19 protein-coding genes are annotated in these 24,173 nt (G+C 63.7%); 11 read left to right on the top strand and 8 right to left on the bottom strand.

Translation table 11 applies throughout. The features are described 5' to 3' along the window. The first annotated feature begins 34 nt into the window (after positions 1-34). Entirely contained in the window at positions 35-3,526 is a 3,492-nt protein-coding gene (dnaE, locus tag AC2TC0_RS08810; RefSeq protein ID WP_484717134.1) for a DNA polymerase III subunit alpha, read from the top strand. Positions 3,527-3,663: 137 nt separating this feature from the next. Beyond that, positions 3,664-5,271, top strand: a complete 1,608-nt coding sequence (locus tag AC2TC0_RS08815) for a long-chain fatty acid--CoA ligase (protein ID WP_484717135.1) — start codon at positions 3,664-3,666, stop codon at positions 5,269-5,271. Positions 5,272-5,378: 107 nt separating this feature from the next. On the opposite strand, the gene AC2TC0_RS08820 is transcribed toward AC2TC0_RS08815, so the two are convergent. Next, complete coding sequence (locus tag AC2TC0_RS08820; RefSeq protein WP_484717483.1) at positions 5,379-6,449, bottom strand: PA0069 family radical SAM protein; 1,071 nt, start codon at positions 6,447-6,449, stop codon at positions 5,379-5,381. Between the two features lie 86 nt (positions 6,450-6,535). Here AC2TC0_RS08820 and AC2TC0_RS08825 point away from each other — a divergent pair, with 86 nt between their 5' ends. After that, positions 6,536-7,093 (top strand): YbjN domain-containing protein, encoded by a 558-nt coding sequence (locus AC2TC0_RS08825; protein ID WP_484717136.1) that lies wholly within the window; start codon positions 6,536-6,538, stop codon positions 7,091-7,093. Here the strand turns inward: AC2TC0_RS08825 and moaB are convergent. Genes moaB through AC2TC0_RS08840 form a run of 3 tightly spaced genes read right to left on the bottom strand, consistent with a single transcriptional unit; the run spans position 7,083 to position 10,154 of the window. Beyond that, complete coding sequence (gene moaB / locus AC2TC0_RS08830) at positions 7,083-7,607, bottom strand: molybdenum cofactor biosynthesis protein B (protein ID WP_484717137.1); 525 nt, start codon at positions 7,605-7,607, stop codon at positions 7,083-7,085. The genes AC2TC0_RS08825 and moaB overlap by 11 nt on opposite strands. Then, complete coding sequence (locus AC2TC0_RS08835) at positions 7,597-9,372, bottom strand: lytic transglycosylase domain-containing protein (protein ID WP_484717138.1); 1,776 nt, start codon at positions 9,370-9,372, stop codon at positions 7,597-7,599. Before AC2TC0_RS08835 ends, moaB begins: the two co-directional genes overlap by 11 nt. Continuing rightward, positions 9,369-10,154: a uracil-DNA glycosylase family protein gene (locus AC2TC0_RS08840; protein WP_484717139.1), complete on the bottom strand. Its 786-nt coding sequence runs from the start codon at positions 10,152-10,154 to the stop codon at positions 9,369-9,371. Before AC2TC0_RS08840 ends, AC2TC0_RS08835 begins: the two co-directional genes overlap by 4 nt. Positions 10,155-10,277: 123 nt before the next feature. Here AC2TC0_RS08840 and AC2TC0_RS08845 point away from each other — a divergent pair, with 123 nt between their 5' ends. The 8 genes from AC2TC0_RS08845 (at position 10,278) to AC2TC0_RS08880 (ending at position 19,893) form a co-directional block, all read left to right on the top strand. Continuing rightward, entirely contained in the window at positions 10,278-11,933 is a 1,656-nt protein-coding gene (locus tag AC2TC0_RS08845; RefSeq protein ID WP_484717140.1) for an electron transfer flavoprotein-ubiquinone oxidoreductase, read from the top strand. A gap of 73 nt (positions 11,934-12,006) precedes the next feature. Continuing rightward, entirely contained in the window at positions 12,007-13,602 is a 1,596-nt protein-coding gene (locus AC2TC0_RS08850) for a tetratricopeptide repeat protein (protein ID WP_484717141.1), read from the top strand. Next, on the top strand, positions 13,599-14,441 hold the full coding sequence (locus AC2TC0_RS08855) for a 4-(cytidine 5'-diphospho)-2-C-methyl-D-erythritol kinase (protein WP_484717142.1): 843 nt from the start codon (positions 13,599-13,601) through the stop codon (positions 14,439-14,441). The genes AC2TC0_RS08850 and AC2TC0_RS08855 overlap by 4 nt, the downstream gene beginning before the upstream one ends. Further along, entirely contained in the window at positions 14,438-15,169 is a 732-nt protein-coding gene (locus AC2TC0_RS08860) for an N-formylglutamate amidohydrolase (RefSeq protein WP_484717143.1), read from the top strand. Before AC2TC0_RS08855 ends, AC2TC0_RS08860 begins: the two co-directional genes overlap by 4 nt. Positions 15,170-15,223: 54 nt before the next feature. After that, positions 15,224-16,939 carry a dihydroxy-acid dehydratase gene (gene ilvD, locus AC2TC0_RS08865; protein ID WP_484717144.1) on the top strand — a complete coding sequence of 572 codons (1,716 nt, stop codon included), beginning with the start codon at positions 15,224-15,226 and terminating at the stop codon, positions 16,937-16,939. After that, positions 16,920-17,285: a hypothetical protein gene (locus AC2TC0_RS08870; protein ID WP_484717145.1), complete on the top strand. Its 366-nt coding sequence runs from the start codon at positions 16,920-16,922 to the stop codon at positions 17,283-17,285. The genes ilvD and AC2TC0_RS08870 overlap by 20 nt, the downstream gene beginning before the upstream one ends. Before the next feature lie 29 nt (positions 17,286-17,314). Then, on the top strand, positions 17,315-18,694 hold the full coding sequence (locus AC2TC0_RS08875) for an NAD(P)H-hydrate dehydratase (RefSeq protein ID WP_484717146.1): 1,380 nt from the start codon (positions 17,315-17,317) through the stop codon (positions 18,692-18,694). Continuing rightward, positions 18,691-19,893, top strand: a complete 1,203-nt coding sequence (locus AC2TC0_RS08880; RefSeq protein WP_484717147.1) for a class I SAM-dependent RNA methyltransferase — start codon at positions 18,691-18,693, stop codon at positions 19,891-19,893. The genes AC2TC0_RS08875 and AC2TC0_RS08880 overlap by 4 nt, the downstream gene beginning before the upstream one ends. Here the strand turns inward: AC2TC0_RS08880 and AC2TC0_RS08885 are convergent. The 4 genes from AC2TC0_RS08885 to AC2TC0_RS08900 all read right to left on the bottom strand — a co-directional run bounded on the left by AC2TC0_RS08885 (position 19,890) and on the right by AC2TC0_RS08900 (position 23,996). Then, a complete protein-coding gene (locus AC2TC0_RS08885; RefSeq protein WP_484717148.1) occupies positions 19,890-20,321 on the bottom strand; it encodes an MAPEG family protein in 432 nt (143 codons plus the stop codon). The two genes, AC2TC0_RS08880 and AC2TC0_RS08885, sit on opposite strands and share 4 nt — an antisense overlap. 26 nt (positions 20,322-20,347) lie before the next feature. Further along, complete coding sequence (locus AC2TC0_RS08890; RefSeq protein ID WP_484717149.1) at positions 20,348-20,773, bottom strand: MAPEG family protein; 426 nt, start codon at positions 20,771-20,773, stop codon at positions 20,348-20,350. A 59-nt stretch (positions 20,774-20,832) separates the two neighbouring features. After that, on the bottom strand, positions 20,833-21,993 hold the full coding sequence (locus tag AC2TC0_RS08895) for a CaiB/BaiF CoA transferase family protein (protein WP_484717150.1): 1,161 nt from the start codon (positions 21,991-21,993) through the stop codon (positions 20,833-20,835). Positions 21,994-22,058: 65 nt separating this feature from the next. Continuing rightward, entirely contained in the window at positions 22,059-23,996 is a 1,938-nt protein-coding gene (locus AC2TC0_RS08900; protein WP_484717151.1) for a potassium transporter Kup, read from the bottom strand. Between the last annotated feature and the right edge of the window lie 177 nt (positions 23,997-24,173).

The raw sequence follows: 24,173 nt of genomic DNA on the forward strand, positions 1-24,173 counted from the left end.
TCCCCGAATCACCCCGCCCGCATAGCGTCGGCGGATGCCCTTCAGCCCCTTTGTCCCGCTGCGCGTGTTTTCCAGCTATACCATGCTGGAAGGCGCGATCGAACCGAAGGCGTTGGCCAAACTGGCGCGCGCGCGCGGGTTTCCGGCGGCTGCCATTTGCGATCGCAACGGGCTCTATGGTGCCATGGCCTTTGGCGATGCCTGCGTCGAGGCAGGGGTGCAACCCATTGTCGGCGCGTTGGTCAGCGTTGCCCGGCCCGGGCCGGCGGGAGGCGGCGGAGCGCCGCTGATCGACTGGCTGGCGCTGTTTGTGCAGGATGCAGCGGGCTATGAAAATTTGTGCCGGATCGTCTCGGCGGCGCATCTAGACCGGCCCATCGAGCATGAACCGCATGTCGCGCTGGCGGCGCTGACTGGGCGCACCGAGGGATTGGTCTGCCTGACGGGTGCGGGCGAGGGTGCGCTGGCACGATTGCTCGCCGAAGGTCAGCAGGCGGCGGCGATTGGCTATGCTGAGAAGCTGGAGGCGCTGTTCCCCGGTCGCCTTTATATCGAGCTCGCGCGGCGGGGGGAGGCTACCGAGGAAGCCGCCGAAGATGGGCTGATCGATCTCGCCTATTCCCGCGCATTGCCCTTGGTTGCTACCAACCCGGCCTGCTTTGCCGAGGCCGAGTTCCATCCGGCGCACGATGCCATGCTGTGCATTGCGCAAAGCGCCTATGTCGAAAGCGAGGATCGCCAGCGGTCAAGCCCGCAAAGCTGGCTCAAACCGGCCGAAGCGATGGAGGACGCCTTCAGCGACCTGCCGGAGGCGATCCGCAACACGCTGGTGATCGCACAGCGCTGCGCCTTTATGGCGCCCAGCCGCAAGCCGATCTTGCCCAGTCTGGCCGGAGACCGTGACGCCGAAGCGGCGCAACTGCGCGCCGATGCAGAGGCGGGGCTGGAAATGCGGCTGGCTCGCTACCCGGATTTATCGGACGCCGAGCGCGCGGCCTATTTTGAACGGCTGGCATTCGAGGTTGATGTTATCGCCGGCATGGGATTTCCCGGCTATTTCCTCATCGTTGCCGATTTCATCAAATGGGCCAAGGCGCGCGACATTCCGGTGGGGCCGGGGCGCGGTTCCGGCGCGGGGTCGGTGGTGGCGTGGGCTCTGACGATCACCGATTTGGACCCGCTCAAGCTGGGCCTTCTGTTCGAACGCTTCCTTAATCCTGAACGCGTGTCGATGCCCGACTTCGACATCGATTTCTGCGAAACGCGGCGCGGCGAAGTCATTCGCTATGTGCAGGAAAAATATGGCCGCGATACAGTCGCACAGATCATCACCTTCGGTAAGTTGAAGGCCCGCGCGGTGTTAAAGGATACCGGGCGCGTGCTCCAGATGAGCTATGGTCAGGTCGACCGGCTGGCGAAGCTGGTGCCCAACCACCCGACCGATCCGTGGACGCTGGAGCGTTCGTTGAACGGGGTGGCCGAACTGTCCAAAGAGTATCGGCAGGACGACGGCGTGCGCCGCCTGTTCGATATGGCGCGCCAGCTGGAAGGGCTGCCGCGCCACAGCTCGACCCACGCTGCTGGCGTGGTAATTGGCGACCGCCCGCTCGACCAGCTGGTCCCGCTCTACCGCGACCCGCGCTCGGACATGCCGGTGACGCAGTTCGACATGAAATATGCCGAAGCTGCAGGCCTCGTGAAGTTCGACTTTCTGGGACTCAAGACCTTGTCGGTGCTGCGCGAGGCGCGGCGGCTCTTGGCGCTTCGCGGGATTGACATTGATCTGGATACGCTCGGCTGGGACGATCCGGCGGTGTACGAACTGCTCCAGCGCGGCGACACGGTCGGCGTGTTCCAGCTGGAATCCGAAGGGATGCGGCGCACGCTGGCGGCGGTCAAGCCGACCAATTTCGGCGACATTATCGCGCTCGTGTCGCTCTATCGCCCGGGGCCGATGGACAATATCCCGCTGTTTGGCGACCGCAAAAACGGGCGTGCTCCGGTCGAATATCCGCACCCGCTGCTCAGCGATATCCTCGCGGAAACCTATGGTATTTTCGTTTATCAGGAACAGGTGATGCAGGCCGCGCAGGTGCTGGCGGGCTACAGCCTCGGCGGCGCTGACCTGCTGCGCCGCGCGATGGGGAAGAAAATCCAGGCCGAAATGGACGCGCAGCGCGATACCTTTGTGAAGGGTTGTGCCGAGCATAATGGCATCGACGCCGCCAAGGCCAACGAGCTGTTCGATTTGATCGACAAATTTGCAGGCTATGGCTTCAACAAAAGCCATGCGGCCGCCTATGCGCTGCTCGCCTATCAAACGGCATGGCTGAAGGCGCATTATCCGCACGAATTTTTTGCCGCGTCGATGTCGTTCGACGCGCATCAGACTGACAAGCTCGCCGTGTTTGTCGATGACATGCGGCGGCTGGGCGTCACCATCGAACCGCCGTCGATCAACGCTAGCGAGGCCGATTTCTCTGTCGAGGGGACAGGAAACGCGCTGGCTGTGCGCTACGCGCTTGGCGCGCTCAAAGGCGTGGGGGAAAAGGCCATGATGGCTTTGACCGCCGAGCGCCACGAAAATGGCGATTTTGTAACGCTTGATGATTTCGCCAGCCGCATCGATCCAAAATTGCTCAACAAGCGCCAGATTGAGGCACTGATCGGGGCTGGTGCGTTCGATGCCATCGAGCCTGATCGCCCCGCGCTTTATGCTGGTGCCGAGCAATTGCTGGCGGCGGCAAACAATGCTGCGCATGAACGTGCGAGCGGGCAGGGCGGGTTGTTTGGCGGCGGCGATGTTGCCACCGTTGCGCTGCAATTGCCCAAGGCCGAACCCTGGACGCAGGCCGAACGCATGGCCAAGGAACGCGATGCCTTTGGCTATTATTTCGCCGCGCATCCCGTGCAACAATATGACGCCATCCTGACGGCACGCGGCGCACAGAGCTATGCCGACATTTGCGCGCGCGAAGACTTCACCCCGGGTACGCGCGTGCCGATGGTGATGGCGGGGATGGTCGAATCAATCCGCTGGCGCACCTCGCAGCGCGGCAACCGTTTCGCGATGGCGCAGATGTCCGACCGGTCGGGGCAGTTCGCGGCGAGCTGCTTTGATGAAGGAGCGTGCAAGGCGCTGGAGGCGCTCGCCGAAAATGGCGGCTGCGCCATGCTGGGTGTCGAGCTGGATTTGCTGGAGGGTGAGGAAACGCCGCGCGTGACCATCCGCTCTGTCCAGCCGCTCGCGGCCATCGCCGCGACCGCCGCGCTGCGCATCGAATGCGAGGTCGCGTTCGCGGACGCGGTGCCTGAACTTGCCAAGCTGCTGACCACCCATGACGGTGCGCGCGGGCGGGTGATTCTGGTGGCCACGGCGCCGGGCGGTGACCGGGTGCGGATCGAGCTGGGCCGCAATTTCACTGTCGACCCCGACCTGAAGGACCGGATGGAGCGCATTGGCGGCGTTGGCGCGGTGACAATGGGAATCGAGAGCGGGCCTGATTTCAGGGCGCGCGCGGTCTAGTTTTTCATCGCAGCCTTGAGCTTGTCGAAGGGCGCGGCGCGTCATGGCGAAACCCCCTTCGACAAGCTCAGGGCTACGGTATAAGACTTCGAAACAGTCTGCCCGGGTCATGAGGCAGAAGAACGGGAGAGAAGCAAATGTTCGGGATGCAGGGCCAACCCTTGCTGGTCACCAGCCTGATCGACCATGCCGCGCGCGAGCATGGTAGCCGCGAGATTGTGACGCGCTGGGCCGACGGACGCACGACGCGATCGAACTGGGGCGAGGTCGGGGTTGATGCCCGCAAATGCGCCGCGGCGTTGACCAAGCTGGGAATGCAAAAGGGTGACCGCATCGCCACGCTGGCGATGAATCACGTCCACCATCTGGCCAGTTGGTATGGCACGGCGGGCCTTGGCGGGGTGCTGCACACGGTCAACCCGCGTCTGTTCGACGAGCAGCTCGTTTACATCATCAACCACGCCGAAGACCGGGTGTTGCTGTTCGACAAGATGTTTCAGCCGATTGTCGACCGGCTGCGCCCGCAGTTCAGCACGGTTGAGCATTTCATCCTGTTCGATGCCGATGCCGAGGGTGACTATAAAAGCTTCCGCGCGTTGCTTGATGCCGAAGATGGCAATTTCGAATGGGTAGATCTCGACGAGCGTGATCCGGTGGGGTTGTGCTACACCAGCGGGACGACGGGTAACCCGAAGGGCGTGCTCTACGAGCATCGTTCGAACGTGATCCACGCCATCACCGAAATCCAGCCCGATGTATTCGACCTGTCGAACCGCAGTTGCATCTTGCCCATCGTGCCGATGTTCCATGCCAACAGCTGGGGCATTCCCTTTGCCGCCGCGACGGTCGGCGCGAAGCTCGTGTTTTCGATGACCAACGATGCGCAGGTGCTGTGCGACCTGATGCATGCCGAGGGCGTGACGCACAGCGCGGGCGTGCCGACGGTGTGGATTGCGATGTTCGCGCACATGGACGCGACCGGCATCGGTTATGGCAAGCTCTACCGCGTCATCATCGGCGGGTCGGCGTGTCCGCGCGCAATGATCGAACGCTTTATGAAGGCAGGGGTCGATGTCGGCCACGCCTGGGGGATGACCGAGACCAGCCCCATTGGCACCATGGGCAAACGGCCATGGAATTGGGATGCGCTGAGCTTCGATGAAAAAGTCGATATCGTCTGCCGCCAGGGGACGCCCCCGTTCGGCGTCGAGCTACGCGTGGTTGATGACGCCGGCGATGTTTTGCCGCGCGACGGCGTTTCGAGCGGGCGGCTGCAATGCAGGGGGCCGTGGATCATCCGGCGCTATTTCAAGGCCGAGGAGGATGCGACGAGCAGCGACGACTGGTTCGACACCGGCGATGTCGCGGTGATCCACCCCGACGGCGTGATGCAGATTACCGACCGTGCCAAGGATGTCATCAAATCGGGCGGCGAGTGGATTAGCTCGATCGAGCTTGAAAATGCCGCCGTTGGCGCACCGGGCGTCCAAGAGGCGGCCGCCGTTGGCGTCTATCATCCCAAATGGGACGAGCGCCCCATCCTCCTGATCGTGCCCAAACCGGGCGCGGAGGTCAGCGAGGCAGCGGTGGTCGACTATTTGAAGGACAAGGTCGCCAAATGGTGGCTGCCCGACGAGGTGCTGATTGTCGACAGCCTGCCGCACACGGCAACCGGCAAGATTTTAAAGCGCCAGTTGCGCGAGGATTATAAGAATTATCAGCTAAAGGCGCTGGCGGGGGTTTAGCTTGCAACCGCTCGTCGTGCTGAACTTGTTTCAGCACAACGCATTGCAGGCTCGTTATCCTGAAACAAGTTCAGGATGACGATGTTTTGGCGACGACTCACAGCTGTTCACAACAGCCGCAGCTGCCCACCCGCTTCGGGCCGCACGAACAAGTCGCTGCGTAACGGAACGTACCGCCCATCCAGGCCATGCTTGGCCGCCGCTTTTCTAAAGCGCGCCCGGATCAGCTCGGCCCACACGCCCGTGCCGCGCATGCGCGATCCGAATTCCGGATCATTGTCGCGCCCACCGCGCATCTCCCGAACAATGTGCATAACCTTGGCGGCGCGGTCGGGGTGGTGGGCATCGAGCCAAGCGCGGAACAGCGGCGCGACCTCGTGCGGCAGGCGCAGCAGGATATAACTGGCTCGCACAGCTTTCGCGTTGGCAGCGGCGGCCATGATGGCTTCGATTTCATGATCGGTGATCGCGGGGATGACCGGCGAGATGTTCACCTGCGTCGGGACGCCGGCGTCGTTGAGTGCTTTGATTGCAGCTAGGCGCTTGGCTGGCGCGGACGCGCGGGGTTCCAGCGTGCGCGCGGTTTTGGCATCGAGCGTCGTCACCGAAATGGCAACATGCACCAGTTGGTCGCGCGCCATTCCCGCCAGCAAATCGATATCGCGCAAGATGCGGTCGGACTTGGTGGTGATCAGCAGCGGGTGGCGCACCTCTGCCAGTACTTCAATCACCTCACGGGTGATGCGCCAGTCGCGCTCGATGGGTTGATACGGGTCGGTATTGGTGCCGATAGCGAGCGGCGCGGGGCGATAGCCGGGTTTGGCGAGTTCGGCGAGCAGCAGTTTCGCAGCGTCGGGCTTGGCAAACAGCCTGGTTTCGAAATCCAGCCCCGGCGACAGATCATGAAACGCATGCGTCGGCCGCGCATAGCAATAGACACAGCCATGCTCGCAGCCCCGATAAGCGTTGATTGACCGGTCAAAACTGATGTCGGGCGAGCTATTGCGCGTGATGATGGTGCGCGGCGTTTCGACCGTCACCGTCGTGCGCAGCGGGGGAGGGGCGCCATCGATCGTGCCTTGTCCGTCCAGCCAATCGCCATCGGCCTCGCGCAGCAGCGCACCGGTGCGCACCGGATTGGGATTGGTAGGGGCGCCACGACCACGCACTGACAAAATCCGCGAAGAAACAAAACAAGAACATATTGCATGTTTCCCGACGGTGTGCAACCTCGCCAAGGCCAGTCGAATCACCGGGGACTTTCATGCTTGATAAGCGCTTCATTCTCCCAGTTGCGGCCATATTGGCTGTTGCAGCGGTTCCCGTTGCAGCCGCCGAAAAGGTCGCATGCGGCAGGGATTTGATTTGCGCGAGCAAGCCAGAAACCGTGGTCAAGGGACTGCAAGAGGCAGGATATAAAGCCAAGCTGGTGACACCCGATGACGGTGATCACTATGTCGAAACAAGTATGAACGGCTATTTCGTCGATGTCGTTTTTAGTGACTGTGACAAAAAGAAAGACTGTAATAGCCTGTCTTTTCGTCTGAGCTTCGTTGAGGATCCGCTTTATACTGCTGAGGTGGCAAATAATTGGAACAAGGCCTATCGCTTCATGCAAGTTTATCGGACCGATAGTGGTGCGATGGGCATGAACTTTGATGTGTCGACGGTGGGTGGATTGAATCAAGCCAATTTTTCAGATGTCTGCCAAGTGTTTGACACGCAACTCGGCGCGTTCGATAAGTTTCTCGATAACGCACGGACCGAGCAAGAGGCGGCCGCCGCCAAACCACAAGCTGCGGCGCCCAGCGCTATTCCTTGAGCCGCGGCATCAGTTCGACAAAATTGCAGGGCCGGAACCGGCTGTCGAGCTGGCTCGCCAAAATGCCGTCCCACGCATCGGTGACTGCGCCGGTCGAGCCGGGCAGCGCGAAGATATAGGTGCCGCGCACCACGCGGGCGCAGGCGCGCGACTGGATGGTGGAGGTGCCGATGCTCTGATAGCTGAGCCAGCGGAACAGCTCGCCAAAGCCCGGAATATCCTTGCCGTCCAAGGCTTCCAGCGCCTCGGGCGTGACGTCACGGCCGGTGACGCCGGTGCCGCCAGTGGTCAGGATCACATCAATTTGCGGATCGTCGATCCAGCGGTTCAGCATGGCGGTGAGCAGGTCAACTTCGTCGCGCACGATTGCGCGGTCGGCCAGCACATGGCCGGCGTCGCTTAACCGCTGCACCAGTCGGTCGCCCGATGTGTCATTGTCCAGCGTGCGCGTGTCGCTGACGGTCAGGACAGCGATACGGACGGGCACGAAGGCCCGCGTCTCGTCAATCGGCATTGCTGCTCACGGGGGCCGACGTCATGGCGATACCCGCGCTACGAATTTCGCCGGGAAAGCGCGGCCAGCGGCCCGCGACCAAATCCTTGCGGCTTTGCGATGGCTTGCCTGCCTGCGCCTCATACATCCAGTAATTGCGCAGGACGATGCCAACATAGCCCCGCGTCTCCCAATAGGGGATGCTTTCGATGTAGAGCAACGGATCACCATTATCGCGCACTTCGGTCGCCCAGCGCGCCACCGGCGTCGGGCCCGCGTTATACGCCGCGATCACTTTGGGCAACAAGCCGCCGGTCGAGGTGTCGCCCGACAGCAATTGCAGATAGCTTTGCCCGAAATCCATGTTGACGGCGGGGTTCTTAAGGTCGCGGTTGCCCGCCGCCAGATCGCCGCGCCAGCGGGCAATGTCGCGCGCCGTGCCGGGCCGCACCTGCATCAGGCCCTGTGCACCGGCGGGGCTAACCGCCGCGCGCTTGAACTGCGATTCCTGCAATGCGTGTGCAAAGACCAGCGCGGGATCGACGCGCCAGCCGCCCGCGGGCGCCCAGCGCGGTGCGGGGTAGCGCGCCATCATGTCGGGACGCTGCCCGCGCGGCGTGTTGTGCGCAAGGAAAAGCTGGGTTTCGGGCAGCCCCATCGACCCGGCGAGCGCCGCGAGAGCGCTATGCTGCGCCGGATTGCCGATGCGTGCCTGGTGTCGCAACAGCTGATCCGCTTCCTCATACGCGCCAAGCTCGAGCAGAGCCTGGGCACGGCGGATGTTGGGCTGCTGGATCAGGATGCGAAATTCGGCGCCTGTCTCGTGCCGCGGGGCAACGGGCGTTTCGTCCAACAGTTCGGCCGCCAGCATGCCATAGAAAGTTTCGGCGTCATGCATCGCGGCGCGAAAACGCTCCTGGGCTTGCTTTTTCTCGCGCAATTTGGTGGCGGTTCGGCCCGCCCAATAATGCCCGGCAGCGCGCATTTCGGGGTCGTCGGCCATGTAGCCGACGCGGACAAAGGCATCGTCTGCCGCCCGGAAATCTTCCATGCGCCACGATGCCAGCCCTTCAACCCACGCAGCGCGCATCGCCCAAGCGCCCACGCCGCGAGCCGCCTCGCGCGCGACGCGCAGCGCATTGGCATCGTCATTTTCGATATAATAGGACCAGGCAACGCGTTGCTGCCATTCGGTCAGGCCCTCCGGTGAAAGTCCCGCACGCGCCTCTTCAAGCAGCAGCTCGGCTCCAGCAGGGTCATCCGCCTTGATGCGTTCGCGGATTTTGCCGCCAAGGGATGAAGCGGCAGGATCTTCCACCGAACGTTCGGTGGTGCGGCGCGGGGCGCTGCCAGCCCAGATCAGCCGCTGCTCGCTTGGCAGACGGGGCAGGGCCGACGCGCCCCGTTTGGAGGCGAGCGTGGCGAGGCGCGATGCTTGCGGCAGGTCAGGCGCTGATTCTAGGATCGGCAGGATGTCGGCCAGCTCAGCCCGCGGGCTGTCCGGGGCAAGCAGCAGCTGGGCGCGCAGATAATGGGCAAGCGGGCCATCCTTGTCGCTGTCGAGCAGCGCATCGGCATCGGCCCAGCGCTTCGCACGCAGCGCCGCAAGAACGTCGGCATAAAGTTGGCGTTGCTTGTCGGTCAGTGTTGCCGGTCCACCTTCGGCAGCCAGTGCCTTGCTGGCCTGCGCCCAGCGTCCTGCAGCATCGGTCGCCTGTGCCGGAACGGCGGCGGCAGCGACCAGCGCCAGCACGATCACGCGACCAAGAACAGGCGAAATGGTCATGCGGCGCTTTTTCCCTCAGCGAGCAGCGTCAAACTGTCCCACGCCGCCGCCTTGCGCGCCGGCCGGTCCAGCAGCAGCAGCGGATGCTGCGTTGCTGCGGCCGCAACTGTGACCCCGCTTTGGTTAACATCGCGTAAGGAACCCCGCAGTGCCGCAAGATCGCTGCCAAACACCAACTGGGCCAGATCGCTGCCAAAAAGCAGCAACTTTGCTGGAGCCGCAAGGCGCAAATGGTGCCATAGCAGCGGGGTCAGCGCAGCCAGGTCGGCACCATCGATCCGGCCACCGGGCGGCCGCGTGAGCGCCAGACTGGCAAGATAACATTGCGCCCGCGTCAGGCCGATGGCGCCCAGCATCGCATCGAGCAATCGCCCCGCGTCGCCCGCAAACAATTGTCCCGCATCCTGATCGGCCATTTCGGGGGTGAGCGCGAGCACCATCAGCTTCGCGCCCTGCGTTCCGGCAGGCAGAATGCGCTGCGGGTGCCAGCGCGTGCCGGGCACGGCGGTGTCGTTCGCGAGCCAGCTTTGGAACGCAACCCAATCGTCGGGCATCGCGAGCGGTGCCAGCGGGGTAGGGGTGGGCGACGGGGCCGGCGCAGCCAATGCAGACTCGCTCTGGCGGACCGGCGGAACCGCTTCGGGCGCGGGCTTATCCGGCACTGGATCGCCCTTGGGTGCCAGCCAGTTTTGCGGTTCTTCGTCGACCAGCGTTTCCAGCCCGGCAAGCTGCCACCAGTTGCGGTGGCTTTCGACAAGCAGGGCGGCGGGGGTCACGGTCATCGCGTTGGCACAAACAAGCGGTTGACGGCAGCGTCAATTGGCGGGCATCGGGTTATGTGATGGATTGACCGGCTGGCGCGGCAGAGTGAGGCTGCGGGCCGCCCGAAGCAGAGGAAGAGAGCCGTGAGCGAACGCGAAGCAATGCCCTATGACGTCGTCATTGTCGGTGCTGGCCCGGCGGGCCTGTCGGCGGCGATCCGGCTGAAACAGCTCGCAAATGAAACCGGCGCTGATCTGTCGGTCTGTATTTTGGAGAAAGGATCCGAAGTCGGCGCGCATATCTTGTCGGGTGCGGTGGTCGATCCGCGCGCACTCGACGAATTGTTGCCCGATTGGCGGACGATAGGTTGCCCGCTTGCGGAAACGCCGGTGACCGACAACCAACACTGGGTCCTGACCGCCAAGAGCAAACGCAACTTGCCCGAATTGCTGACCCCGCCCTATTTGCACAATGAAGGGACCTACACTGGCAGTTTGGGCAATTTGTGTCGCTGGCTCGCCGAACAGGCCGAGGGGTTGGGGGTAGAGATTTTCGCTGGCTTCCCCGCCGCCGAAATTCTTTACAATGACGACGGCTCGGTGAAGGGCGTCGCCACGGGCGATATGGGCATAGCGCGCGACGGCAGCCACAAGGGCGATTATCAGCCGGGGCTGGAACTCCACGCCAAATACACGCTGTTTGCCGAAGGTGTGCGCGGGCATTTGTCAAAGCAGGCCAAGGCGCGCTTCAATTTGGAAGCCAACTGCCAGCCGCAGGTCTATGGCCTTGGCATCAAGGAATTGTGGGACATCGATCCCGCCGAGCATGTGCCCGGCCGCGTCATCCATACCCAGGGCTGGCCGCTCGATGAAAATAGCAATGGTGGCGGGTTTCTGTACCATCAGGCGAATGGACAGGTGGCGTTGGGCTTTGTCACCTGGCTCAATTATCGCAATCCGCATACCTCGCCATTTCAGGAAATGCAGAAATGGAAAACACATCCCGAAATTGCCAAGATCCTCAAAGGCGGAAAGCGCGTGTCCTATGGCGCGCGGGCGATCAATGATGGCGGATGGCAATCGGTACCCAAATTGTCTTTTCCCGGCGGTGCGCTGATTGGCTGTTCGGCGGGCTTTGTGAATGTGCCGCGTATCAAGGGCAGCCACACCGCGATGAAGACCGGTATGCTGGCTGCCGAGGCTGCGTTCGCCGCTGTGCAGGCGGGCCGGTCCAATGACGAACTGACGGCCTATCAGGCGGCCTATGACACCAGCTGGGTCGAAGCCGAGCTGCGCGGGGTGCGCAACGTCCTGCCTTTGATGGAAAAATATGGCGATTTGGCAGGGTCGTTGCTGGCAGGCATCACCATGTGGGCCGAGTATCTGAAGGTCCGTATGCCCTTTACGATGAAGCACCATCCCGACCACCAAAGCCTGTACCGCGCCGATCTGATGACGCCGCCGGTCTATCCCAAGCCCGACGGGGTGCTGACCTTCGACCGGCTGTCGTCGGTGTTCCTGTCGAACACCAACCACGAGGAAGACCAGCCGGTCCATTTGCAGGTCAAGGACCTGGAACTGCAAAAGGCCAGCGAGCTGGGCGTCTATGCCGGACCGTCGACGCGCTATTGCCCCGCCGGGGTGTATGAATGGGTGGGCGTCGAATCGGGCGATCCCAAATATGTGATCAATGCGCAGAACTGCGTCCACTGCAAAACCTGCGACATCAAGGACCCCAACCAGAACATCAACTGGGTTTCGCCCGAGGGCGGCGGAGGGCCGAACTATCCCAATATGTAACGCCCGGATGCGCGGTGCCTTATCGGCGGTGGCGTTGGGCCTGTTCGCGGCGTCCGCGCAGGCGGCGCCCATTGTGAGTGATTCCGCCGTGATCCGCGCGGCGGCCAAGGCGCGCTTGGCCGAGGAAAGCGGCGATGCGCGCGCAGCGCTGGCGGCCTTGGTGGCGGTTGCTAATGTCGATCCTGCGCGCGCGGGACTGCGCGGGCGGATGCTGGAACAGGCGATTATCGCCGGTGACCAGCGCCGCGCCACCGAAGCGGCACAAGCGCTGTGGCAGGCAGGCGAACAGCGCTTCGATGCGCGGGTGGTGCTGCTCGTGGACGCGGTGCGGCGTGGCGACTGGAGGGCGGCGCGCGGTTTCGCAGGCGAGGAAAGTGGCAAGGCGGGTCCCGATTTCACCGGGCGGCTGCTGAGCCCGGCGATGCTGGGCTGGATCGATGTTGCGACCCGCGAAAAAGAACCGACGCGGCATCTCAATCGCTTTGGACGCATTGGCGAGGACCAGACCCCGCTGTGGATTGGAGCCACGATGCTGTTGCTGGGGGGTGAGCGCGATGCAGCGATCGGGCAGGCCGAGCGGCTCAATTTGGGCAACCGGACCAGCCGGATCGTTGCGGCGCGGTTGGCGGCGACATTTATGAAACGCGGTGATGTGGCGGCCGCCGATGCGCTGAAGCAGCGGCTTGCGGCTTTTCCCGACGCGCAATCCGTTGAAATTGCAGCGCCGTTGCCGGTCGCCGATGCCCGCCAAGGAATGGGCCAATGGTTGGGCCTACTCGGCGACGGCTTTGTCCGTACACCCGGCGGCAGCGGGTCCCTCGCGCTGCTTTTTGCCCGTGCCGCGCAATGGCTCGACCCGGCAGATGCCGTCGGGCGGCTTGCGCTGGCAGAGGCTTTGGTCAAGGCCGGCCAAACCGATGCTGCCCTAGAGGTGTTGGAACAGGCTGTGCGGGTGCCGGGTGGCGCGGCCGACCAGTTCGCACTGCGCCGCGCCGAATTGCTTGCCGACACAGGTGCGGTGGCGCAAGCGATTGCGCTCGTCGCGCCCGATCCTGCGCGATTGCCTGATGACCGGGGCTGGTTGGTCCGCTTTGCCGAAATCGCGCGGCAGTCCGACGATCCGGCAGTGGCCGAGGCCGTGTTCGACAAGCTGTTGGCGCAGCCCGCCGCAACGCCCAGCGACAATGCGCTGCGCGCTTCACTGTTGATTGCCAAGGCCGAAATCAAGCTGAAGCAAAACCGCTGGAGCGAGGCTGAGCCGCTACTGGAAGCCGCGTTGGCCGCTAACCCCGATGATCCGGGGACGCTGAATTTTGTTGGCTATTCCGCGCTCGAACGGCGGCAGGACGTGCCGAAAGCGCTCGCGCGGATCGAGGCGGCGTGGCGCGGCGAGCCCGGCAATGCGGCGATCACCGATTCGCTCGGCTGGGCCTATGTCCTTACCGGCGATGCGGCGCGCGGCGTGCCACTCCTCGAGCGTGCGGCGCGCGGCGAGCCCGCCAATAATGTTATCAACGAACATCTGGGCGATGCTTATTGGAAGGTCGGGCGGCTGATCGAGGCGCGTTATGCTTGGCGCGCGGCCGCGCTGGAGGCAGAGGCGGTCATGGCCGAGCGGCTGGCCATGAAGATTGCGGGCGGGCTGACCGAGGCGACGCTGGCGCCGTGACGTCGTGGTGCGAAACAGCCTATGCCAAGATCAACCTTGCGCTCCATGTGCGGGCGCGGCGGAGTGATGGTTATCATGACATCGAAACCATCTTTGCCTTTGTCGATACAGGCGACGCGCTTACGGCGGCACCCGCAGCCGAGGACAGCCTGGCCATCACCGGCGATTTTGCTGAGGGACTGAGCGCGGACGGCGAAAATCTGGTCTTGCGCGCGCTGGCTTTTATGCGCAGCCAGCCGGGCGGCACCGCCATTCCGCCAATGGCAGTCACGCTGGACAAGAAGCTGCCGGTGGCAGCCGGGCTGGGCGGCGGTTCGGCCGATGCGGCGGCGCTGATCCGGCTGGTGCAGCGGGAATTTGGCGTTGGAGAATTGGAAGCATTGGTGGCTGCCAGCCAATCGCTTGGGGCCGACGTCGGTGCTTGCATAATCAGCGAAACCCGCCGGGGCAGCGGGACAGGATGGGAACTTGAAAGGGTCGAGGACAGCGATGTGCGCGGCCTACCGTTATTGCTGGTCAACCCGCGCATCCCGCTGGCGACGGGGCCGGTATTTGCCGGATGGGACGGGCGCGATCGCGGCGCTTTGGCCGGGGGCAGCGCGCTCGCATCCGCGCGGTCCGGGCGCAATGATCTCGAGCCGCCCGCGCTCGCACTGGTTCCGGAAATCGATGAGGTGCTGGCAGTGCTGCGCGCGCAACTGCCGATACTGGCCCGGATGTCGGGTTCCGGGGCGAGCTGCTTTGCGCTGTTTCGCAGCGTTGCTGAACGCGACGCGGCCGCGTCTCGGATCGCCAACGATCATCCCGACTGGTGGGTGATGGCAGGGGCGGTGCGGTGAGCGCAGCCTGGCGCGAACTGGGCGCCGCGCGTGCGGGCGGCATATTGTTGATCGCCGATCATGCGAGCAATGCGGTCCCCGCCGACATTGATCTTGGCATCGCACCGGCGCTGCTTGACGACCATATTGCGGTCGACATTGGGGTGGCCAGCGTGGCCGAACAGCTGGTGAAATTGGGTGCGATCGATTGCGGCATTTTGGGCGGGATGTCGCGGCTGGTGATCGACCTCAACCGCGAGGTCGACCATCCCGGGCTTATCCCGGACAGCAGCGACGGGCATGTCATCCCCGGCAACGCCAACCTTTCAGCCGATGAGCGCCGGGACCGCATTGCCTGCCTTTACGATCCCTATCATGCCCGCATCGACGCTGTTATCGCAGCAGCGGCGCCCGCGATGATCCTGTCGCTGCACAGCTTCACGCCGCGCCTTGCCAGCCGTCCCGATGAAGCGCGGCCGTGGGACATTGGCATCCTTTATAATCAGGACGAGCGGCTTGCTGCCGCGGCCATCACGGCGCTTTCGGCCGACGGTTGGCTTGTTGGCGACCAGCTGCCCTATTCGGGCAAGTTGCTCAACGCGACGATGAACCGCCATGCCGAGGCGCGCGGCATTCCCTATGTCGGCGTAGAAATGCGGCAGGACCATAGCGGCAGCACGGCGGGACAAGCGCGCATGGCAACCAGTCTGGCAAAAATGCTGGCCGCTGCACGCAATCTCCTTGCGTGATGCGCTGTCCTTTGGAAAGGGACACGGCATAACCAGCGCCGCAGGAATAACTTCATGACGTTCGACAAATCGCGCCTGCCCAGCCGCCATGTTTCGGTGGGGCCCGCGCGTGCGCCCCACCGCAGCTATTATTATGCGATGGGGTGGAGCGAAGACGATATTGCCAAGCCGTTCGTCGGCCTAGCGTCAGCGGGCAATGAATCGGCGCCGTGCAACACCACGCTCGACGCACAGGCCAATGCCGCCAAGGCAGGGGTGCAGGCGGGCGGCGGCACACCCTTCCGCTTCAACACCATCACCGTGACCGATGGCATCGCCATGGGGCATCAGGGAATGAAATCGTCGCTGATAAGCCGCGAGGTGATTGCCGATTCGGTCGAACTTTCCATGCGCGGCCATTGCTATGACGCGCTGGTCGGCTTTGCTGGCTGCGACAAGTCGCTGCCGGGGATGATGATGGCCATGCTGCGGCTGAATGTGCCGTCGATCTTTGTCTATGGCGGGTCGATCCTGCCCGGCCAGTTCGACGGCAAGGATGTGACGGTCAAGGATGTGTTCGAGGCGGTGGGCCAGCACGCGGCGGGAAACTGCCCGCTGCAGGAGCTGATTGCACTCGAAAAGGTCGCTTGTCCGGGGCACGGCGCGTGCGGCGGGCAATATACGGCGAACACCATGGCGTGTGTTGGCGAAGCGATCGGCCTGTCGCTGCCGAACAGCAACATGGTGCCCGCGCCCTATCAGAGCCGCGCCGAAATTGCGGTTGCGGCGGGGCGGCAGGTGATGACGCTGCTGGAACGCAATTTGCGCCCGCGCGACATTTGTACGCGCGAAGCCTTTGAAAATGCGGCGCGGGTGGTTGCGGCGACGGGCGGATCGACCAACGCCGGACTGCATCTGCCCGCCATGGCGCATGAGTGCGGGATCGAATTTGACCTGTTTGACGTTGCCGAGATTTTCAAGACGACCCCCTATATCGCTGATCTGCAACCCGGCGGCCGCTATGTCGCGCGCGACATGTATGAAGCAGGCGGGGTTTACATGCTGATGAAGACCCTGCTCGATAATGGCTTGCTTAACGGCGATTGCATGACCGTGACCGGCAAGACGCTGGGCGAAAATATCGCAGAGGTGAGCTGGAACCCTGACCAGAAGGTAATTTACGACGCCCGCAGCCCGATAACGCCAACGGGCGGCGTGGTGGGACTGCGTGGCTCGCTCGCCCCCGACGGCGCGATTGTGAAGGTAGCAGGGATGACCGAGCTGGCGTTCACCGGCCCGGCGCGCGTGTTCGATTGCGAAGAGGATGCCTTCGGCGCCGTCGAACGCCGCGATATTGCCGAAGGGTCGGTTATCGTCATCCGCTACGAAGGGCCCAAGGGTGGGCCGGGTATGCGCGAAATGCTGTCGACCACGGCTGCGCTCTATGGGCAGGGCATGGGCGACAAAGTCGCGTTGATCACCGACGGACGCTTTTCGGGCGCGACGCGCGGTTTCTGTATTGGCCATGTCGGCCCCGAAGCGGCAGTGGGCGGTCCCATTGCCTTGATCGAAGATGGCGACATCATTCGCATCGACGCGAATGTCGGCACCATCGATTTGGACGTTGATGCAGCTGTGCTGGCGGAACGGCGCGGGCGCTGGCAGCCGCGCGAGCATGATTACCAGGCAGGCGCGCTATGGCGCTATGCCCAAAATGTCGGGGACGCGCGCACCGGCGCGGTGACCCACCCCGGCGCGGCGACGGAAACGCATGTCTTTGCGGATATTTAGTCTGTTTTCACTCGCCGCGCTGCTGGCGGGCTGCAGCAGCGGGGCTGACAGCGGCGGCGCCGCTGCCGCCAACCAAGGCCGCATCGATTGTGCGCTGGGGGGCGCTGCGCAATTTGACCGCGTTTGCACCCTCGACCGCATGAGCAGCGCCGACGGTATCGTGCTGGTGGTCGGGCGCGAAGGTACCGGTTTTCGCCGCCTGCTGATTACCACCGACGGGCGGGGCGTGGTCGCGGCGGACGGCGTGGATGCAGCCAGCGTTTCCATTGTCGGTGACGGATTGATCGAGGTCGCCATCGGCGGCGACCGTTTCCGCTTGCCCGCCGATACCGACGGCATGCCTTAGCGAACGGGACTCATCGAAAACTTGCTGCTATGCGCGCGCCGATGACCGTGCCCGTTGCCGCTCCGATCCTGAACATTGCGCAGATGCGCGCCGCCGAGCTGGCGATGACCGCGCATGGGGTCAGCCTGGCCGAGCTGATGGAACGCGCCGGGGCTGCCGTTGCCGACCTCGTGTGGCGCGCGGCGTCCGGGCGGCCAGTGCTGATATTGGCCGGGCCGGGCAACAATGGCGGAGACGGTTATGTCGCAGCGCGCTTGCTGGCGGAGCGGGGAGCAAAGCTACGCGTCGCTGCAAGCGCGCCGCCCGCAACCGATCTGGCGCGCGGTGCAGCGGCATTATGGGGTGGAACGGTTGAGGCATTGGGTCCGGAAACTTTGCCCGCGCCAGTCGTGGTCGATGCGTTGTTCGGCGTCGGGCTTACGCGCCCGCTGGCGCCTGAGCTGGTGGCGACACTCGGGCGGCTTGTCCAAGCCGCCGAGCGCCGGATCGCCGTCGATGTTCCCAGCGGCATTGCCAGCGACAGCGGCGCATGCTTATCGCCGGTTCCGCAATATGACCTGACCTTGGCCTTGGGCGCGCTGAAGCCCGCGCATGTCCTGCTGCCCGCTGCCGAACATTGCGGCGAGCTGCACTTTGCTGGCCTTGGCATTGCTGTCGACAGCAATATTGCGACCCTTGATCGGTTTGCGCCACCTTGGCCCGGTGCGGCCAGCCACAAGTATAGTCGCGGCCAGGTGCTGGTGATCGGCGGTGCGATGGGCGGCGCGGGGGCGCTGGCTGCCAATGCCGCGCTACGCGCCGGGGCCGGCTATGTTGTGCTCCACGGCGAAGGTGGTGTGGCAGCGCAGGCTGTGGTGCGCGACAGGCAAACGCTTGCTGAGTGGCTGCGTGACCGGCGGCTCGGCGCGGTCGTGCTGGGGCCGGGGCAAATTGAAGGCGTGGAATTTGATGCGCTCACCGCCGAAGTGGTGGCGGCGGGCAGGCCGGTGGTGCTCGACGCCGGGGCGATCAAGGCGGGTCTTGCGCCGCTCGCTGCCGCCGCCATGCTGCGACCGCCCACGATCCTGACCCCGCACAGCGGCGAATTTGATCGCGCCTTTGGCGGGCTGCGCGGCAGCAAGATTGATCGCACCCGCGCCGCTGCCAAGAAAGCGGGCGCGGTGGTGGTCCACAAGGGGGCCGACACGATCATCGCGGCGCCGGACGGGAAGGTCGCGGCGGCGTGGCCCGGATCGCCGCATCTGGCGAGCGCCGGTACGGGGGATGTGCTGGCCGGCGCATGCGGGGCGATGTTAGCGCAGGGCTTTGCTCCATTTGAAGCCGCGTGCCGTGCGGTGGAGTGGCACATCCAGCGGGGGCGCATGATTGGCGCCGGACTTATTGCCGACGATCTGGTTGCTGCACCATGACCAGCGGCGAAGCGATCGTTCGCATTGCCGCGCGCGGCGAGGGCGTGACCGCGACCGGCCGTCATATTGCTGGCGGCGTGCCCGGCGACACGCTGGCACCCGACGGCACGATCATCGCTGGTCCGAACCGCGCGATGCCGCCGTGCCGCCATTTCGGTTCGTGCGGCGGATGCCAGCTGCAACATGTTGGTGATGGCGCGCTGGCCGCTTATGCTCGCGATCGGGTGGTCGGCGCGCTGGCGGCCCAAAATGTGGCTGCCGGTTCCGTCCGCACCGCAATGCTATCGCCGCCCGCCAGCCGCCGCCGCGCCGCGCTCACCGCCATGGCAACGGGCAAGCGCGCGGTGATCGGCTTCAACGCGGCGGGGAGCAATCAAATTGCCGACATGCAGCAATGCCCGCTGTTGGATCCGGCGTTGTTCGCGCTGATTAAGCCCCTGCGCACCCTGGTTGGAACCCACGGCAAGCAGCGGCGGGCGATCAAGGTGCTGTTGCAACGGCTGGATCAGGGCGTCGAAGTCGTCATCGACGGCATGGCCGACGCCGGGCTGGGGACGGCTATGGCGTTGCAGGACTTTGCCGGCACGTACCAGCTGGCGCGGCTGGTGGTGGATCAGGGCGACGGGCCGCAAATAGTCTGGGAACCCGAACCCGCCACAGTGCGCTTTGGCAACATTGCGGTAGTGCCGCCGCCGCACGCCTTTTTGCAGGCGACCGCCGCAGGCGAACAAGCTTTGATTGCTGCGGTGGCCGAGGCTGTGGGTGATGCAACGGCATTGGCTGACCTGTTCGCGGGTATCGGCACCTTTGCGCTGTCGTTGCACCAGGGCCGCCGTGTCTATGCCGCCGAGGCTGCACGCGACGCGGTGTTGGCGCTGAAAGGTGCGGCAGACCGGGTACAGGCGCGGGTCGTGACCGAGCACCGCGACCTGTTCCGCCGCCCGCTGGTGCCCGCCGAACTCGACAAATTTGACGCGGTCGTGCTCGATCCGCCGCGCGCCGGGGCAGAGGAGCAGGTTGGGCAACTCGCCAACAGCAAGGTGCCGCGCGTTGCCTATGTCAGCTGCAATCCCGCCAGCTTTGCGCGCGACGCCAAGCTGCTCACTGGCGGTGGTTACCGGCTCGACTGGGTGCAACCCGTGGGCCAGTTCCGCTGGTCCACCCATGTCGAGCTGGCGGGCTGTTTCGTAAGGGATTAATGCAGCACAAAGCCGATGAAGGCGTGCAGGCACAGCGCGATCAGCGCCAGACTGGCCAACGCAAAGATGGCGAAGCGCAGCATCACCCGGTTGACCGTTGCCTGTACGATACTGTGCAGCACGCGCAGCCCGACATAGGCCCAGGCGATTTGCGTGTTCAGTCCATCGCCCTGACCGCCGATCGCCAGCGCGAGCGCCACTGCGTAAAAGACCGTCGGCTGTTCCATCAGATGGTTGTAATTATGCGCCTTCCACTGCACTTCGGCAGGCAGGGCATCGTCGAGGTTGCGTCCCGTCGTGCCGACGAGCCCCTTCGCGTCGATCTTGGCGCGCTGCATTGCCGGGATGCGCGTCGCGTACATCCACGCCCACATCACCATTGACCACATCGCCAGCGCGGCGACTGGCCCCAAAATGTCATGTCCCATAATACGTCCCCCCCCTTATTGTTAGATCAGCCCAGCGTCGCGATCACCGCCAGCACCGCCAATGCAATCAGGCATGTGCTTCCCGCCAGAAAAATGGCGAAGCGAACGGGCACCTTGTTGACCGTTGACTGGTAAATGCTGTGGACGATGCGCAGCGCGGTATAAGCCCAAGCCAAGCCGATAGTCAGCTGCGTGACCCCGCCCGCAAGCGTCAGAAATACGATGACCGCATAAAACACCGTCGGCTGTTCGTGCAGGTGGGTGTAATTGTGCGACGGCCAATTGACCTTGGCCGGCAGCATCGCCTCCACGTCTTGACCGCGTCCGCCGGGTGCCGGGTCAATGCCCAGCTTGTTCAGCTGCGGCAGGCGTACGGCGGCAAGCCAGCCGAGCATGATGGTGGTCCAAAGCGCCAGAACCGCACCCGGCGCAAGCAGACTGTAATCGACCATGAATTTCTCCCTTCCTCGCCGGGCAGCTTAGGTATTGCGTAGCCGATTGCAACGCTTTGTCATTTCGGATTGCTGCCGAACAGCTCGGTACGGATGGCGTCACCATCAGCGCCCAGCGCGGGAGCAAATCCCAGCGTCCGGTCGGGGTCTGCCGAGTAGCGCACCGGGGGGCGCATTTCGCGCATCGGCCCGACGACGGGGTGGTCGCGCGGGCGAAAAAATCCGGTCGCCGTAAAATGCGGATCGGATGTCACCTCGCTCAGATCGGCGGCGCGCATCGCCGGAATGTCATGCTCGGCAAACAGGGCGAGCCATTCGGCGGTGGTGCGTGAGGGCGTTTTGCGCGCGGTCTCGGCCCAGACCTCTTGCATCAGCGTGCCCTTCGCGCGCGCCTCGGCCATATCCGGACGGTCGAGAAAGCCGGCGCTGCCGATCAGGTCGAGCAGCCGCGCGGTGGTGATCGGGGTGTAGGGCACGACCGAGATAAAGCCATCGGCCGTGGGAAAAGGTTGGCGCAGCGGGTCAAGCTGGCGCGGATAGCCCGCGGGGCCGAGCGGCGGTTCGAGCGTCGCATCGCGCAGATGTTCGGTCATCAGGAAACTGGTGAAGCATTCGAACATTGGCACTTCGACCGCCTGACCTTTGCCGGTGCGCAGCTTGTGCACCAGCGCGGCCAAAATCGCCTGCGCCCCATAATGGCCGGCCACCTTATCAGCGATCAGCGATGGCAGGTACCGTGGGCGCGGGTTGCCATCAACGCGGGGCAACAAGCTCGTCGCACCCGAAGCGGCCTGAATAACATCGTCATAGGCCTGCAGATCGGCATAGGGCCCATCCTGCCCGAACCCGGCGCCATGGACGTAGATGATGTCATCCTTGATCGCCTTGCACGCGGCATAGTCAAACCCCAACCGCGTGATGGCAGCCGCGCGGACATTGTGGAAGAACACATCGGCGGTGGCGATCAGATCGCGCAGGGTTGCGGCATCATCGGGCTGTTTCAGATCGAGGATGATGGATCGTTTGCCGCGATTGACGGTCAGGTGGACCGACCCGTCGGAAGGCGCGCCAGCGCTGGAGCCAAGGTAGCGTGAGATACAGCCGCCCGGGGTCTCCACCTTAATGACATCGGCCCCCAGGTCGGCCAGCATTTGCGTGGCATAGGGGCCGAAGATGACCGTAGTCAGGTCGATGATGCGGATGCCGTCGAGCATGGTCATGGCCGTGATTTCCTAGCGCAGAGACTGCGGCCATGCCTTGCCCGAACAGCTTTGTCACCCTTGTCTCAAACCACCACCTGAACCCCCAGTTCCACCACCCGGTTGGGCGGAATGCGGAAGAAGTCGGTGGGGTCGGCGGCATTTTTCTGGAGGAAGATCAGAATCATGTCCTGCCAGAACGGCAGCCCTTCGTCGCGTGAAGCGCGCAGGCTGTTGCGCCCGATATAGTAACTCGTGCGCATCGGGTCGCCCAGATGCCGGTCGCCGCCCTCGCACATGCCCAGATCGCCCGGAACGTCAGGGGTGTCCATGAACCCATAGCGCAACTGGACACGGCTGAAATCGTCATTGATCCGCTGTTCCGTCAGCCGTTCCTCGACTGGCACATGTGGCATGCTGGCGGTTTTGATGGTGACGATCAGATTGCGTTCGTGCAGCACCTGATTGTGCTTGAGGTTGTGAAGCAGCGCGTTGGGCACCGCATCGGGGTTGGCGGTCAGGAAAACCGCCGTTCCCTTAACCCGCGCGGGCGGATTGGCCGCCAGAATCTTGGCGATTTCCTCCATCGGCAAGGCATGGCTCTGCTCATAATCAGCGATCAGCCGTTTGCCGCGCACCCACACCCAGATCGTCAGCAGAATAACGCCGGCAACCAGCAGCGGCACCCAGCCGCCCTCGACTATGCGCAGGACATTCGCCCCAAAGAAGATAAGGTCAATCAGCAGGAAGGGGGCAATGAACAGCGCCGATTTGGCGAGGCTCCATCCCCACAATTTGTGCACGACCACCGACGCGAGCAATGTGGTCATCACCATTGTCCCGGTGACAGCAATGCCATAGGCCACCGCCAGCGCCGAACTGGTCTGGAAAGCAACAACCAGAATGACAACTCCAAGCAGCAGCAGCCAGTTGATGACCGGCAAGTAGATTTGTCCGGCATGACCTGCCGAGGTCTGACGAATGGTCATGCGCGGCAATAGGCCAAGCTGGATCGCCTGCTGCGTCAGCGAATAGGCCCCGGTGATCACTGCCTGACTTGCGATGATGGTGGCCAGGCCCGCCAGGATGACCAGCGGTACGCGAAAGGCTTCGGGCGCCATCAGGAAGAACCAGTCCTGATTGGCAAAGGGACGGCCCGCCGCCTCGGCCTCGGCCAATGTTGCCAAAGCAAACGCGCCTTGACCGAAATAGTTGAGCGTCAGCGCCGGAAACACCAGCAGGAACCAGCCAAGCCGGATCGGAAAACGCCCAAAATGGCCCATGTCGGCGGTCAGCGCTTCTGCGCCGGTCACAGTCAGGAACACCGCGCCGAGCACAAGCAGGCCCACGACTCCATGTGTGAGCATGAACTGGACGGCATGGTGCGGCGATATGGCCTGCAGGATCGCGGGCTCGTCGCTGATGTGCATGATGCCGAGCACCGCCATGGCGAGGAACCACACCACGCATATGGGGCCGAACAACTTGGACACTGCGGCCGTGCCGCGCGACTGCACGGCAAACAGGCCGACCAATATGCCGAGGGTGATGAGGATGATGGTTGATGTCGCAATATCCGGGCCAATGGCAGGGATGGACTTCAGCCCCTCGACCGCCGACAACACGGACAGGGCAGGCGTGAGGATAGCATCGCCATAGAACAGCGCCGCGCCGATGGCCCCAAGTGCCAGTACGATACCGCGCCGCCCGCCGATGCCGCGGCCTGCGAGCGCGAGCAGCGCCAGCACGCCGCCTTCGCCATTGTTGTCGGCGCGCATCAGGAACAATATATATTTAACGGTCACGACCAGGATCAGCGACCATAGCGCCATGCTGAGCACGCCGATGATTTCATCGGCGCCGATGCCGGTCGGCGCGGCCTGGTGCAGCGCTTCGCGAAAGGCGTAAAGTGGGCTGGTGCCAATGTCGCCAAAGACGACGCCGATGGCGCCGATGGTCAGAAATGCAATGGTAGGTGTTTGGTGGCTGGAAGGGACAGCCGAGCCCGAATTCGCCAGTGTCATAATTGACTCCGAACAGGTGGGGCGGCGGCCACTACTCCAATTTTTGTGCGGTGCAAGAAAAATCGGCAAGTTCTTTTCAAAACCTGCCGATTCCATTTCAATACAATTAGTTGAGTAGATTTATAACCATTTTGCGTCATCCCGGACTTGATCCGGGATGACGATAGCAACGACTTG

This window comes from Sphingopyxis sp. sgz302558, assembly GCF_057220455.1.

What these genes read in the sequence shown, in the direction of transcription:
- dnaE (WP_484717134.1), top strand. Translation starts at nt 35, where the DNA reads ATGCCCTTCAGCCCCTTTGTCCCGCTGCGCGTGTTTTCCAGCTATACC.
- AC2TC0_RS08815 (WP_484717135.1), top strand. Translation starts at nt 3,664, where the DNA reads ATGTTCGGGATGCAGGGCCAACCCTTGCTGGTCACCAGCCTGATCGAC.
- AC2TC0_RS08825 (WP_484717136.1), top strand. Translation starts at nt 6,536, where the DNA reads ATGCTTGATAAGCGCTTCATTCTCCCAGTTGCGGCCATATTGGCTGTT.
- moaB (WP_484717137.1), bottom strand. Translation starts at nt 7,607, where the DNA reads ATGCCGATTGACGAGACGCGGGCCTTCGTGCCCGTCCGTATCGCTGTC.
- AC2TC0_RS08835 (WP_484717138.1), bottom strand. Translation starts at nt 9,372, where the DNA reads ATGACCATTTCGCCTGTTCTTGGTCGCGTGATCGTGCTGGCGCTGGTC.
- AC2TC0_RS08840 (WP_484717139.1), bottom strand. Translation starts at nt 10,154, where the DNA reads ATGACCGTGACCCCCGCCGCCCTGCTTGTCGAAAGCCACCGCAACTGG.
- ilvD (WP_484717144.1), top strand. Translation starts at nt 15,224, where the DNA reads ATGACGTTCGACAAATCGCGCCTGCCCAGCCGCCATGTTTCGGTGGGG.
- AC2TC0_RS08870 (WP_484717145.1), top strand. Translation starts at nt 16,920, where the DNA reads ATGTCTTTGCGGATATTTAGTCTGTTTTCACTCGCCGCGCTGCTGGCG.
- AC2TC0_RS08875 (WP_484717146.1), top strand. Translation starts at nt 17,315, where the DNA reads ATGCGCGCGCCGATGACCGTGCCCGTTGCCGCTCCGATCCTGAACATT.
- AC2TC0_RS08880 (WP_484717147.1), top strand. Translation starts at nt 18,691, where the DNA reads ATGACCAGCGGCGAAGCGATCGTTCGCATTGCCGCGCGCGGCGAGGGC.
- AC2TC0_RS08885 (WP_484717148.1), bottom strand. Translation starts at nt 20,321, where the DNA reads ATGGGACATGACATTTTGGGGCCAGTCGCCGCGCTGGCGATGTGGTCA.
- AC2TC0_RS08890 (WP_484717149.1), bottom strand. Translation starts at nt 20,773, where the DNA reads ATGGTCGATTACAGTCTGCTTGCGCCGGGTGCGGTTCTGGCGCTTTGG.
- AC2TC0_RS08895 (WP_484717150.1), bottom strand. Translation starts at nt 21,993, where the DNA reads ATGACCATGCTCGACGGCATCCGCATCATCGACCTGACTACGGTCATC.
- AC2TC0_RS08900 (WP_484717151.1), bottom strand. Translation starts at nt 23,996, where the DNA reads ATGACACTGGCGAATTCGGGCTCGGCTGTCCCTTCCAGCCACCAAACA.